Origin of the sequence: Streptomyces sp. NBC_00385, from assembly GCF_035917155.1 — a bacterium.
Taxonomy (GTDB): domain Bacteria; phylum Actinomycetota; class Actinomycetes; order Streptomycetales; family Streptomycetaceae; genus Streptomyces; species Streptomyces poriferorum.
In genome coordinates, this window is the sequence record NZ_CP107951.1 from 7,062,746 (window position 1) to 7,075,043 (window position 12,298).

Sequence of the window (12,298 nt, forward strand, 5' to 3'; positions counted from 1 at the left end):
AGTCCGCAGAGAACGCGCCCCCGATCAGCAAGGAGCCAGTCCGTGGTCCGCGCCGCCGTACTGTCCGCCGTCGGAGCTCCGCTGGAGATCACCGACATCACCCTGCCCGAGCCCGGCCCCGGCCAGGTGCGCGTCCGTCTCGCCGCCGCCGGGGTCTGCCACTCCGACCTCTCGCTGTCCGACGGCACCATGCGGCTGCCCGTCCCGGCCGTCCTCGGCCACGAGGGCGCGGGCACCGTCGTCTCGGTGGGCGAGGGCGTCGGCCATCTGGCCCCGGGCGACGGGGTCGTCCTCAACTGGGCACCGTCCTGCGGCAGCTGCCACCACTGCGGCATCGGCGAGGTCTGGCTCTGTACCAACGCCCTGGCCGGTGCGGCCCACATCCACGCCCGCACCGCGGACGGCACCGAACTGCACCCCGGACTGAACGTCGCCGCCTTCGCGCAGGAGACCGTGGTCGCGGCCAACTGCGTGCTGCCCGCCCCGGACGGCATCCCGCTCACCGACGCGGCCCTGCTCGGCTGCGCGGTGCTGACCGGGTACGGCGCGGTCCACCACAGCGCCCAGGTCCGCGCCGGCGAGTCCGTCGTCGTGTTCGGCATCGGCGGCGTCGGCCTCGCCGTGCTCCAGGCCGCCCGGATCGCCGGCGCCTCGAAGATCATCGCGGTGGACGTCTCCCCGGAGAAGGAGGACCTCGCGCGCCGGGCCGGTGCCACGGACTACGTGATCGCCTCGGCGACCACGCCCCGCGAGATCCGGAAGCTCACCGGCGGACAGGGCGCGGACGTGGCCGTCGAGTGTGTGGGCAGGGCCACCACCATCCGTGCCGCCTGGGAGTCCACCCGCCGGGGCGGCCGCGCCACGGTCGTCGGCATCGGCGGCAAGGACCAGCAGGTGACGTTCAACGCCCTGGAGATCTTCCACTGGGGCAGGTCCCTGACCGGCTGCGTGTACGGCAACAGCGACCCGGCCCGCGATCTGCCGGTGCTGGCCGACCACATCAGGACGGGCCGCTTCGACCTCTCGATGATGGTCACCGAACGGATCGGCCTGGACGGCATCCCGGCGGCCTTCGACAACATGATCGCCGGTAAGGGCGGCCGTGCCCTGGTGGTCTTCTAACGGCCTTCCGGCCGCTCTGTGGTGAGCAGGGCCTCGGTCTCACCCTGCTCGAAGAGCCGGGAGGCCGGACCCACGATCAGCGGGTCCGGCGCCCCGGCCACCGCCGCGTCCTTGTCCGGGTAGTCGAAGCGGCGCAGGACGTGCCGGATGGCCTCCAGCCGGGCCCGCTTCTTGTCGTTGCTCTTCACCACGGTCCACGGAGCGTCCGCCGTGTCCGTGTGGAAGAGCATCAGCTCCTTGGCCTCGGTGTACGCGTCCCACTTGTCGAGCGAGGCGAGGTCGACCGGGCTCAGCTTCCACTGCCGCACCGGATCGGTCTGCCGGCTCATGAACCGCTTGCGCTGTTCGTCGCGCGAGACGGAGAACCAGAACTTCACGAGATGGATGCCGTCGCGGGCGAGCATCCGCTCGAATCCCGGGGCCTGGTGCATGAATTCGAGGTACTCGGACGTCGAGCAGAAACCCATCACCCGCTCCACACCGGCCCGGTTGTACCAGGACCGGTCGAACATCACGATCTCCCCGGCGGCCGGCAGATGCGCCACGTACCGCTGGAAGTACCACTGGGAGCGCTCGCGTTCGGTGGGCTTCTCCAGTGCCACCACCCGCGCACCACGCGGATTGAGGTGTTCGGTGAACCGTTTGATGGTGCCGCCCTTGCCGGCGGCGTCGCGCCCCTCGAAGAGGATGACGAGCCGTTCGTCGTGCTCCTTGATCCAGTGCTGGAGCTTGAGCAGCTCTATCTGCAGGGCGCGCTTGGACGTCTCGTACGCCTTGCGGCCGAGTTTGGAGGTGTACGGGTAGTCCTCGCGCCAGGCCTCACGGGCCCGGCCCGGTGCCACCAGCACCGCGGGCTCGGCGGCCCCCTTCGCCTTCCTACGACCGGTCCGCTGCTTGGCGCTCCGCGTCATGAGGGGGTCCTTCCACCGGCTGGGGGGGATTCTTCCGCGTCGCACCAGTCTGCGGACGCTTCCGGGAGACCGCCACCCCGGCCAGACAGAGCAGTCCGCCGGCGACGGTGAGCAGTGCGGGCACCTCGTCCAGCAGCAGCCACGACATCAGCACCACGAGCGCCGGCACCGCGTAGGTGGTGGCGCCCATCCGGCCCGCCGTGGTGCGCGCGAGCGCGTAGGCCCAGGTGGTGAAGGCCAGAGCCGTCGGGAAGATGCCCAGGTAGACCATGTTCAGGGTCGCCGACAGGGGCGCGTCGGCCGCGTCGGAGACCAGCGCACCGGCGAACGGCAGGCAGGCCGCGGTGCCGACCAGGCAGCCGAACGTGGTGATCTGGAGCGCCGAGCCGTGCCGCAGCGCGGGCTTCTGGCCGACGACGCCTCCCGCGTACGCGACCGCCGCCAGCAGGCAGAGCAGCACCCCGAGCACCGAGGAACTCCCGTGACCCGACATGGAGAGCCCCACCACCGCGGCGCCCGCGAAGGACACGCCCATGCCCAGCAGCAGCCGGCGCGGCAGCCCCTCACCGAGCAGCCGGGCGCCGAGCAGGGCGATCAGCAGGGGCCCGATGTTCACGACCATCGCGGCGGTCCCGGCGTCCACCTGCTGCTCGCCCCAGTTGAGCACCACCATGTACAGGCCGAACCACAGTAGCCCCGACCAGAGGATCCCCGGCCAGGCGGCCCGTGAGGGCAGCCCCTCCCGGCGCAGCAGCAGGAGGGTGCCGAGCGCCAGGGAGCCGGCCAGGAGCCGCCCGAGGGCCAGTGCGCCGGGGGAGTAGGCCTCGCCCGCGCTGCGGATGGAGACGAAGGCGGAGGCCCACAGGACCACGGTGGTGCAGGCGGCGGCCGTGGCCCGCCAGTCACGGTGTTCCGGAGAGGCGGGGGAGGAGGAGAGCGTCGTCATGGACCTGACCGTAGAGCCAGGACGGTTCGGTGCCCACCGAATAGTCGTGGGGCCCGGTGCGGCGCTCTACCGCACGTGCTGCGCGGGCGGGGCGTACTGCAGGGCGAGCCCGTCGATCAGTGCCCGCAGTCCTGTCTCGAAGGCCCCCTCGTCGACTTGCTGGCGGCGCTCCGCGAGCAGGTGGGCCTGGCCCAGGTGCGGGTAGTCGGCCGGGTCGTACGCCGTCTCGTCGTCCACGAAGCCCCGGGCGAACGAGCCGAGGGCCGAGCCGGTGATGAAGTAGCGCATCAGGGCGCCGATGTACGTGGCCTGGGCGGGCGGCCAGCCGGCGCGGACCATGGCGCCGAAGACCGCGTCGGCGACCCGCAGTCCGGCCGGGCGGCGGCCGGGGCCCTGGGCGAGCACCGGGACGATGTGCGGGTGCGCGCTGAGCGCCGCACGGTAGGAGACGGCCCAGTCGTGCAGGGCGGCCCGCCAGTCGCGGGTGTCGGACTCGTCGAACATCGACAGATCGACCTGCGCGGAGACGGAGTCGGCGACCGCGTCCAGGATCTCGTCCTTGTTCCGGAAGTGGTTGTAGAGCGACGGCCCGCTGACCCCGAGTTCGGCCGCGAGGCGGCGGGTCGAGACGGCGTCGAGCCCCTCGGCGTCCACGAGGGCGCTCGCCGTCTCGACGATGCGGTCTCTGCTGAGAAGGGGCTTGCGCGGGCGGGCCATGCGGCACATAGTAGGCCCTGCATCCCTAAAACTAGCAGTGCTAATTAAAGTGAGGGTCGAAGGATGAACCTGGAGCTCAGCGAGGAGCAGGAAGCCGTCCGGCAGCTCGCCAAGGACTTCGTGGCCCGGGACATCGCCCCGCACGTCGTCGAGTGGGACCGGGCCGAGAACATCGACAAGTCGATCGTGAAGAAGCTGGGCTCCCTCGGCTTCCTCGGGCTGACGGTCCCCGAGGAGTACGGCGGTTCGGGCGGCGACCATCTGACGTACTGCCTGGTCACCGAGGAGCTCGGCCGCGGGGACTCCTCGGTCCGCGGCATCGTGTCGGTCTCGCTCGGTCTGGTCGCCAAGACCGTCGCCGCGTGGGGCGACGAGGAGCAGAAGCGCCGGTGGCTGCCCCGGCTTACCTCCGGCGACGCCGTCGGCTGCTTCGGCCTCACCGAACCGGGCACGGGATCGGACGCGGGGAACCTGACGACGAGGGCCGTCCGGGACGGCGGTGACTACGTCATCAACGGCAGCAAGATGTTCATCACCAACGGCACCTGGGCCGATGTGGTGCTGCTCTTCGCCCGCACCAACGACACCCCCGGGCACAAGGGCGTGTCCGCCTTCCTGGTGCCCACCGACACCCCCGGCCTCACCCGGCGCACCATCCACGGCAAGCTCGGTCTGCGGGGCCAGGCGACCGCCGAACTGGTCCTGGAGGACGTCCGCGTACCCGCCGGCGCCCTCATGGGCCCGGAGGGCAAGGGCTTCTCCATCGCCATGTCGGCGCTGGCCAAGGGGCGGATGTCGGTCGCGGCGGGCTGTGTCGGCATCGCACAGGCGGCCCTGGACGCGGCCGTGGGGTACGCGGGGGAGCGCGAGCAGTTCGGCAAGTCCATCGCGAGCTACCAGCTCGTCCAGGAGCTGATCAGCGACATCTCCGTGGACGTCGACGCCGCCCGTCTGCTGACCTGGCGGGTGGCCGACCTGATCGACCGCGGCGAGAGCTTCGCGACCGCCGCCTCCCAGGCGAAGCTCTTCGCCTCCGAGGCCGCCGTCCGCGCCGCGAACAACGCCGTCCAGGTCTTCGGCGGCTACGGCTACATCGACGAGTACCCCGTCGGCAAGCTGCTGCGCGACGCCCGGGTGATGACGCTCTACGAGGGCACCAGCCAGATCCAGAAGCTGATCATCGGCCGCGCCCTGACGGGGGTGTCCGCCTTCTGACCCCGCGTGATCCGGTCGGCGTCTGAGTACCGCCTGAGTACGGGGACGGATGTGGCGTACGCCCTACCACCCGATGCTGGGCGGCATGAGTGAGACGACAACGGTCAAGCAGCAGAACACCGCCGCCTTCTACGGTCAGGCCGTCGCGTCCTTCGGGATCGCGATGGGGGCGGTGACGCTCGGAATCTACTTCCTCGACGCCGACGTGTGGGTGCGCGCCTTCCTCGCCATCGGCGTCCTCTACCTCGTCACCTCCGCCTTCACGCTGGCCAAAGTCATCCGGGACCGGCAGGAGGCGGGGCGGATCGTCAGCCGGGTCGACCAGGCCCGGCTGGAGAAGATCCTCGCCGAGCACGACCCCTTCCAGAAGCTCTGACGATCTCCCCACACCCTTACCTCTAAGCGCTTGCTCAGGATCGGGGTATGGTGTTCGTCCTGCTGACTGAGAGGGGCGACCGACGATGAGCACGGCGGAGGAGACCGACGGCGAGAACACGCCGTGGTCCGAAGTGACGCCCGAGGCCGCCCGACGGCTTCTCGTGGCGGCCGTCGACGCCTTCGCCGAGCGCGGCTACCACGCGACCACCACACGGGACATCGCGGGCCGCGCCGGGATGAGCCCCGCGGCGCTCTACATCCACTTCAAGACGAAGGAAGAGCTGCTCCACCGGATCAGCAGGATCGGGCACGACCGTGCCCTGACCCTGCTGGAGTCGGCGGCCGACGGCGAGGGCACCGCCACCGAGCGGCTGGACGGCGCCGTGCGGGCCTTCGTCCGCTGGCACGCCGAGCGGCACACCACGGCGCGCGTGGTCCAGTACGAGCTCGACGCGCTCGCCGAGGAGCACCGCACCGAGATCGTCGAGCTGCGCCGCAGGAGCGACGCGGCGGTGCGCCGGATCATCGGTGAGGGTGTGGCGGCGGGGGAGTTCGACGTATCCGACGTGCCCGGCACCGCGCTCGCCGTGCTCTCGCTCTGCATCGACGTGGCGCGGTGGTTCAACGCGCAGGGCAGCCGTACGCCGGACGAGGTCGGCGAGCTGTACGCCGGGCTCGTGCTGCGGATGGTCGCGGCCGGGCGCTGACGGCGCACGGGTCCAGGACCGTCACGAGGGCGTCGGCCCCGGCCCCCGCGGGGGCCGGGGCCGACGCCCTCGTGCGGTCAGAAGTAGAAGCGCGACACCGACTCGGCGACGCACGCGGGCTTCTCGCCGCCCTCGCGCTCGACCGTGACGACGGCGGTGACCTGCACGCCGCCGCCCGCCTCCTCGACGCTCTTCAGGACGGCCGTCGCCCGCAGCCGGGAACCCACGGGCACGGTGGAGGGGAAGCGGACCTTGTTGGTCCCGTAGTTGATGCCCATCTTGGTGTTCTCGACCTGCATGACCTGCGGTACGAGCGCCGGCAGCAGGGAGAGCGTGAGGTAGCCGTGCGCGATCGTCGTCCCGAACGGCCCGGCCGCGGCCCGCTCCGGGTCCACGTGGATCCACTGGTGATCGCCGGTGGCGTCGGCGAAGAGGTCGATCCTCTTCTGGTCGACCTCCAGCCAGTCACTGTGTCCCAGTTGCTCGCCCACGCCGTCACGCAGCTCCTGCGCGGACGTGAAGATCCTCGGCTCTGCCATGTCCCTGCCTTCCCGCTCTCGACCATCCATCGGGTGCCTGTCTAAGCGCTTGCTCAGCATGGTTGGCGGGTGCGTTCCTGTCAACGACGGACCGGGTGGGAAAGGGCCACGTAGGGTTCGATGAGTGCCCCAGATCCCACAGACACTCCATGAACTCACGGTCGGCCAGCTCTCCGCGCGCAGCGGCGCCGCGGTCTCGGCCCTGCACTTCTACGAGGCCAAGGGCCTGATCACCAGCAGCCGCACCAGTGGTAACCAGCGTCGCTACACCAGGGACGCGCTGCGCCGGGTCGCCTTCGTCCGGGCGGCGCAGCGGGTCGGCATCCCGCTCGCCACCATCCGTGACGCCCTGGCCGAGCTTCCGGAGGAGCGCACCCCGAACCGGGACGACTGGGCCCGGCTCTCCGAGGCCTGGCGCTCCGAGCTGGACGAGCGGATCCGGCAGCTGGCCAGGCTGCGCGACCACCTCACGGACTGCATCGGCTGCGGCTGCCTGTCGTTGGAGACCTGTGTGCTCTCCAACCCGGACGACATCTCCGGTGAGCGGATCAGTGGCTCGCGCCTGATGCCTGAGGGCAAGGCCGCGGGCAAGGCGTGAGCAGCCGGCCCGGGTGTCCCCGTCCGGCGGCCGTGGGCGCCGGACGGGCCGCGCCGTTCCTCAGGCGATCGTCGCCAGGTCGCCCAGCCGGGTCCGCCTGGCCCTCGCCAGCGCGTCCTGGGTGAGCACGGGCTGCGGCACCACGATGCCGCAGCCGGTGCAGACCGGACCGGACCAGGGTTCGCTGTCCAGGTCCTGCCGCCACGCGATGCGCGCCTGCGCGCACACCGGGCAGCCGGCGCCCGGCTCCGACTCCAGGGCCGAGATCAGCCGGGCCAGGACCTCGGCGAGCGGCGCCGCCGGGTGGACCGCCGGGTCCTCGCACCGCGCGACCCCGTTCCCGCCCCAGGTGCGCCGGTGCCAGTCGTCGAAGGCGGCCGGCCGGCGCAGTCCCTCGTGCTTCTCCCGCTTGCGGCGCTCGGCGAACCCCGCCTCGTAACCGAGCCAGACCGCCCGTGCGGTCTCCAGCTCCTCCAGCGCGCGCATCAGCCGCGCCGGGTCGGGCGCCCGGTCCTCGGGGCCCATTCCGTGCCGGGCGCACAGATGGTCCCAGGTCGCCCGGTGTCCGTACGGTGCGAAGCGTTCCAGGCATTTGCGCAGCGAGTACCGCCGCAGTGCCAGATCGCTCCGCGGATCGCGGACCTGTCTCGCCAGACTCCGGAAACCGGCCATGGCGCCGCCACCTCCGTCGCTCGTACTCCGTTGCCCGTACTTCGGCGTCATTGAGTGGACGTACGCCTGCCCGGATCGGCTCCATCCAAGGGCCGTTCCGTCCACGGAATGAGATGACGGCTCGTCATGCACCGGGATGTGGCGATTCGGAAAAGGTGACCGATGTTCACCTTACCGGCGGGTCATACCGTCGGTAACCTCCGGCGCACGGTCTCTCCGAGGAGCACGCATGCCCCCACGCACCCGCATGTCCGTACGCACCGGCAGGACAAGGGCCGCCACCGTCGCGGCCGTTCTCGCCCTCGGCACGTCCCTGCTGGCCTCCGCCCCCCACGCCGGCGCCGCCGAGCCGGATCCCGTCCCCGTCGTCGACTACTGCCAGGGGCAGTGCGACGACATCCTGCCGCCCGGCGAGAACGGCAACGCCACCCTGGTCGAGATCCTCGGCAACAAGGCCTTCGGCACCCATCCCGCGCACAGCGACGACCAGCTCGACCGCTACGACGGTCTGGTGGCCGGGCACACGGGCCTCACCGACCAGAAACTGAACGACTTCTTCAACGACGCCTCCTTCGGCGTCGCGAAGGACCAGGTCGAGTCCGTCACCTCACCGCGCGACGACGTCACCATCACCCGCGACAAGGTCTCGGGCGTCCCGCACATCAAGGGCACCACCCGCTACGGGACCGAGTTCGGCGCCGGCTTCGCGGCCGGGCAGGACCGGCTCTGGCTGATGGACCTCTTCCGCCACATCGGGCGCGGGGAGCTGACGTCCTTCGCCGGCGGCGCGCTGGCCAACCAGGGCCTGGAGCAGCAGTTCTGGCCCCAGGCCCCGTACACCGAGGCCGACCTGGAGGCCCAGGTCGACTCCATCAGGACCCGTGAGGGCGCCCGCGGTGAACAGGCCATGGCGGACGCCCAGGCCTATGTCGACGGCATCAACTCCTACCGGGAGAAGTCGAAGAAGGGCCGCTACTTCCCGGGCGAGTACGTCCTCACCGGCAAGATCGACGCGATCACCAACATCGGCGAGATCCAGCCGTTCAAGCTGACCGACCTGATCTCGATCGCCTCGGTCGTCGGCGGTCAGTTCGGCGGCGGTGGCGGCGGCGAGGTGCAGGCGGCGCTCTCCCTGCTGTCGGCCCAGCGGAAGTACGGCGTCGAGGAGGGCACGAAGGTCTGGGAGTCGTTCCGGCAGCGCAACGACCCCGAGGCCGTGCTGACCGTGCACGACGGCACCGCCTTCCCGTACGCGAACAAACCCGGCAAGGCAGTGGGCGCGGCGCTCCCGGACCCCGGCTCCGTCACCACCGAGCCGCTCATCCACGACCGCACCGGCTCCGCGGGCACCGACGCCAAGGCGCCCGTCAAGGCCCCGGCCGCCCTCGCGAAGGCCCAGGGCATCTACGACGACGGGGTGATCCCCGAGGGATCGCTCCCCGGCTCCGGCTCCGGCGCCCAGAAGCGTGGCATGTCCAACGCACTGCTGGTCTCCGGCAAGCACACGGCGAGCGGCAACCCGGTCGCCGTGTTCGGCCCGCAGACCGGCTACTTCGCCCCGCAGCTGATGATGCTCCAGGAACTCCAGGGACCCGGCATCAGCGCCCGCGGTGTCTCCTTCGCCGGCGTCGGCATGTACATCCAGATGGGCCGCGGCCAGGACTACGCCTGGAGCGCCACCTCTGCGGGCCAGGACATCACCGACACGTACGCCGTCGACCTGTGCGAACCCGACGGCTCCACGCCCACCAAGGACTCCACCCACTACCTCTACCGCGGCGCCTGCACCGCCATGGAGAAGCTGGAGCGCACCAACTCCTGGAAGCCGACCGTCGCCGACTCCACGGCGAAGGGCTCCTACCGGATGCAGGTGTGGCGCACCGGCTACGGCGTCGTCACCCACCGCGCCACCGTGGGCGGCAAGCCCGTCGCGTACACCACGCTGCGCACCACCTACCGGCACGAGGCCGACTCGATCATCGGCTTCCAGATGCTCAACGACCCCTCGTACGTCACCGACGCCGCCTCCTTCCAGCAGGCGGCGAGCAACATCGACTACGCCTTCAACTGGTTCTACGCGGACTCCCGCACCGCCGCCTACTACAACAGCGGCATGAACCCGGTGCGGGCGGCGGGCGTCGACCCGGCGCTGCCCGTCCGGGCCGAGAAGGCGTACGAGTGGCAGGGCTACGACCCGGTGGCCAACACCGCCGCCTACACCCCCTTCGCCGAGCACCCGCACTCCAGCGGCCAGGACTACTACGTCTCCTGGAACAACAAGCAGGCCGAGGGGTACGCCTCCGCGGGCTTCGGGCTCGGCGCCGTGCACCGCGCCGACCTGCTCGACGACCGGGTGGCGAAGCTGGTCGAGGAGGGCGGCGTGACCCGCGCCTCCCTCACCCGGGCGATGGCGGACGCCGCGCTCACCGATCTGCGCGGCGAGCAGTTGCTCCCCGAACTGCTCAAGGTGATCCGCTCCCAGCCGGTCACCGACCCGGACCTCGACGCGGTGGTCCAGCGGCTGGACTCCTGGCGGGCGGCGGGAGCCCAGCGCAAGGAGAGCAGCCCTGGCTCGCACACGTACACCTACGCCGATGCCGTACGCGTCATGGACGCCTGGTGGCCGAAGCTGATCGAGGCGGAGTTCAAGCCGGGGCTCGGTGACGACCTCTACGGAGCGCTCACCGCGAACCTCGCCACGGACGAGTCCCCGGCGGCCAGCCACGGGCCGAGCGGCGCCCACAGCGGTTCGGCGTTCCAGTACGGCTGGTGGGGCTTCGCCGACAAGGACCTGCGTCAGGTGCTGGGGCAGCCGGTCAAGGGACCGCTGGCCAGGCCCTACTGCGGCAACGGCGATCTGAGCAGCTGCCGGGCGGCGCTGCTGTCCACGCTGAAGCAGGCGGCGGCGGTGCCGGCGGCCGAGGTCTACCCGGCCGACGACAGCTGCAAGGCCGGCGAGCAGTGGTGCACGGACTCGATCATCCACCGGGCGCTGGGCGGGATCGCGCAGAAGGCGATCCACTGGCAGAACCGCCCGACGTACCAGCAGGTGGTGGAGTTCCCGGCGCACCGCTGAATGCCGCGCCCGGTTCCAGCCCGTCCGGCGATTGAGGACGGAACCGGTGGGCCGGGCGGGCCCGCACTCAGCAGGCCCGCCCGCCAGCCTCACCGGTACTGCAAGTACCGCTTCCGCACCGCGCGGAACGCGGCAAGGTCCGCCGCCCACGCACCCACGACCTCATCCGTGTCCGCGCCCGCGTCGATCATCGTGCGGACCCGGGTGTTGCCGGTGAGCTTGTCGATCCAGTTGTCGGGCCGCCAGGCGAACCCGCTCCAGGACTGCTTCGCCGTGACGAGCAGTGCGATGCCGGTGCGCACCGGGTCGAAGACCTCGCGGTCCTGGACGTGCACCTGCACCCCGCCCACGGTCTTGCCCTGGAACTTGGAGAACGTCGGCGCGAAGTACGCCTCGCGGAACGCCACTCCGGGCAGGTCCAGCGCGTTCGCCGCCGCCGCCCAGGTGTGGTCGACGCCCTCGGCCCCCAGCAGTTCGAACGGCCGGGTCGTGCCGCGCCCCTCGGAGAGGTTCGTGCCCTCGAAGAGGCAGGTGCCCGAGTAGACCAGCGCGGTCTCGGGCGTCGGCATGTTCGGGCTCGGCGGCACCCACGGCAGCCCGGTCTCGTCGAAGAAGTCCGAGCGCGACCACCCCGACATCTTCACGATCTCCAGCTCGGCCGGACGGTCCGCCAGGAACTCCCCGTTGAACAGCAGCGCCAGCTCGGTGACCGTCATGCCGTGCGCCTGCGCGATCTCCCGCCGCCCCACGAAGGTGCCGAACGCGGGATCGAGCACGGGGCCGAGCGCGGCCCGTCCCGTCACCGGGTTGGGCCGGTCCAGCACCACGAACTTCTTGCCCGCGAGGGCGGCCGCCTCCAGGCAGTCGTACAGCGTCCAGATGTACGTGTAGAAGCGGGCGCCCGCGTCCTGGATGTCGAAGACGATGGTGTCCACGCCGGACGCGGTGAACACGTCGGCGAGCGCCTGCCCGCTCTTCAGGTAGGTGTCGTAGACCGGCAGCCCGGTCGCCGGGTCGTCGTACCGGCCCTCCGAGCCGCCCGCCTGCGCGGTGCCGCGGAAACCGTGCTCGGGGCCGAAGACCGCGGTCAGGTCCACCCGGTCGTCCGGGTGCATCACATCGACGATGTGGCGCACATCGGACGTGATCCCGGTGGGGTTGGTGACCACACCGACACGCTGCCCCCTCAGCAGGGCGTAGCCGTCCGCCGCGAGCCGGTCGAAGCCGGTGCGGACCCCGCCGTGTCCACCGCCGTGCCCCTTGCCGTGCGCGGGGAGTGCGGCGGCGGGTCCGCCGGAAGCGGCAGTCGCCGCGAGCGCTCCCACCGCACCGCCGGCGGCCAGCAATCCACGTCTGGACAGGCTCATTCAGCTACCTCCATGATCGCGACGTCTGTCATGGTCACGCACGCTAGCGC

The 12,298-nt window shown here is 71.2% G+C and carries 12 protein-coding genes; 6 read left to right on the plus strand and 6 right to left on the minus strand.

The genetic code is table 11. The features are described 5' to 3' along the window. Positions 1–42 precede the first annotated feature (42 nt). A complete protein-coding gene (locus tag OG959_RS31475; protein ID WP_326663932.1) occupies positions 43–1,122 on the plus strand; it encodes a Zn-dependent alcohol dehydrogenase in 1,080 nt (359 codons plus the stop codon). Here OG959_RS31475 and ppk2 read toward each other — a convergent pair. From ppk2 to OG959_RS31490, 3 genes are all read right to left on the minus strand, one after another. Continuing rightward, positions 1,119–2,033 carry a polyphosphate kinase 2 gene (ppk2, locus tag OG959_RS31480; protein WP_326663933.1) on the minus strand — a complete coding sequence of 305 codons (915 nt, stop codon included), beginning with the start codon at positions 2,031–2,033 and terminating at the stop codon, positions 1,119–1,121. The two genes, OG959_RS31475 and ppk2, sit on opposite strands and share 4 nt — an antisense overlap. After that, positions 1,999–2,979 (minus strand): DMT family transporter, encoded by a 981-nt coding sequence (locus tag OG959_RS31485; protein WP_326663934.1) that lies wholly within the window; start codon positions 2,977–2,979, stop codon positions 1,999–2,001. The genes ppk2 and OG959_RS31485 overlap by 35 nt, the downstream gene beginning before the upstream one ends. Positions 2,980–3,045: 66 nt before the next feature. After that, positions 3,046–3,696, minus strand: coding sequence for a TetR/AcrR family transcriptional regulator (locus tag OG959_RS31490; RefSeq protein ID WP_326663936.1), 651 nt, complete (start codon positions 3,694–3,696; stop codon positions 3,046–3,048). A 63-nt stretch (positions 3,697–3,759) separates the two neighbouring features. Between OG959_RS31490 and OG959_RS31495 the strand changes: the two genes are divergently transcribed. The 3 genes from OG959_RS31495 (at position 3,760) to OG959_RS31505 (ending at position 5,996) form a co-directional block, all read left to right on the plus strand. Beyond that, entirely contained in the window at positions 3,760–4,911 is a 1,152-nt protein-coding gene (locus OG959_RS31495; RefSeq protein WP_326663938.1) for an acyl-CoA dehydrogenase family protein, read from the plus strand. Positions 4,912–4,996: 85 nt separating this feature from the next. Continuing rightward, on the plus strand, positions 4,997–5,287 hold the full coding sequence (locus OG959_RS31500) for a YiaA/YiaB family inner membrane protein (protein WP_326663940.1): 291 nt from the start codon (positions 4,997–4,999) through the stop codon (positions 5,285–5,287). 85 nt (positions 5,288–5,372) lie between these two features. Further along, the gene (locus tag OG959_RS31505; RefSeq protein WP_326663942.1) at positions 5,373–5,996 is read left to right on the plus strand and encodes a TetR/AcrR family transcriptional regulator; all 624 of its coding nucleotides are present in this window, start codon (positions 5,373–5,375) and stop codon (positions 5,994–5,996) included. Positions 5,997–6,073: 77 nt separating this feature from the next. On the opposite strand, the gene OG959_RS31510 is transcribed toward OG959_RS31505, so the two are convergent. Further along, positions 6,074–6,535 (minus strand): MaoC family dehydratase, encoded by a 462-nt coding sequence (locus OG959_RS31510; RefSeq protein WP_326663944.1) that lies wholly within the window; start codon positions 6,533–6,535, stop codon positions 6,074–6,076. A 124-nt stretch (positions 6,536–6,659) separates the two neighbouring features. Between OG959_RS31510 and soxR the strand changes: the two genes are divergently transcribed. Next, complete coding sequence (soxR, locus tag OG959_RS31515) at positions 6,660–7,133, plus strand: redox-sensitive transcriptional activator SoxR (protein WP_326663945.1); 474 nt, start codon at positions 6,660–6,662, stop codon at positions 7,131–7,133. A 60-nt stretch (positions 7,134–7,193) separates the two neighbouring features. On the opposite strand, the gene OG959_RS31520 is transcribed toward soxR, so the two are convergent. Then, positions 7,194–7,805: a hypothetical protein gene (locus OG959_RS31520; RefSeq protein ID WP_326663947.1), complete on the minus strand. Its 612-nt coding sequence runs from the start codon at positions 7,803–7,805 to the stop codon at positions 7,194–7,196. A gap of 229 nt (positions 7,806–8,034) precedes the next feature. Between OG959_RS31520 and OG959_RS31525 the strand changes: the two genes are divergently transcribed. Further along, positions 8,035–10,881 carry a penicillin acylase family protein gene (locus OG959_RS31525; RefSeq protein WP_326663948.1) on the plus strand — a complete coding sequence of 949 codons (2,847 nt, stop codon included), beginning with the start codon at positions 8,035–8,037 and terminating at the stop codon, positions 10,879–10,881. 89 nt (positions 10,882–10,970) lie between these two features. Here OG959_RS31525 and OG959_RS31530 read toward each other — a convergent pair whose 3' ends face one another. Next, positions 10,971–12,248 (minus strand): exo-beta-N-acetylmuramidase NamZ family protein, encoded by a 1,278-nt coding sequence (locus OG959_RS31530; RefSeq protein WP_326663949.1) that lies wholly within the window; start codon positions 12,246–12,248, stop codon positions 10,971–10,973. Positions 12,249–12,298 lie beyond the last annotated feature (50 nt).

What these genes read in the sequence shown, in the direction of transcription:
- ppk2 (WP_326663933.1), bottom strand. Translation starts at nt 2,033, where the DNA reads ATGACGCGGAGCGCCAAGCAGCGGACCGGTCGTAGGAAGGCGAAGGGG.
- OG959_RS31485 (WP_326663934.1), bottom strand. Translation starts at nt 2,979, where the DNA reads ATGACGACGCTCTCCTCCTCCCCCGCCTCTCCGGAACACCGTGACTGG.
- OG959_RS31490 (WP_326663936.1), bottom strand. Translation starts at nt 3,696, where the DNA reads ATGGCCCGCCCGCGCAAGCCCCTTCTCAGCAGAGACCGCATCGTCGAG.
- OG959_RS31495 (WP_326663938.1), top strand. Translation starts at nt 3,760, where the DNA reads ATGAACCTGGAGCTCAGCGAGGAGCAGGAAGCCGTCCGGCAGCTCGCC.
- OG959_RS31500 (WP_326663940.1), top strand. Translation starts at nt 4,997, where the DNA reads ATGAGTGAGACGACAACGGTCAAGCAGCAGAACACCGCCGCCTTCTAC.
- OG959_RS31505 (WP_326663942.1), top strand. Translation starts at nt 5,373, where the DNA reads ATGAGCACGGCGGAGGAGACCGACGGCGAGAACACGCCGTGGTCCGAA.
- OG959_RS31510 (WP_326663944.1), bottom strand. Translation starts at nt 6,535, where the DNA reads ATGGCAGAGCCGAGGATCTTCACGTCCGCGCAGGAGCTGCGTGACGGC.
- OG959_RS31520 (WP_326663947.1), bottom strand. Translation starts at nt 7,805, where the DNA reads ATGGCCGGTTTCCGGAGTCTGGCGAGACAGGTCCGCGATCCGCGGAGC.
- OG959_RS31525 (WP_326663948.1), top strand. Translation starts at nt 8,035, where the DNA reads ATGCCCCCACGCACCCGCATGTCCGTACGCACCGGCAGGACAAGGGCC.
- OG959_RS31530 (WP_326663949.1), bottom strand. Translation starts at nt 12,248, where the DNA reads ATGAGCCTGTCCAGACGTGGATTGCTGGCCGCCGGCGGTGCGGTGGGA.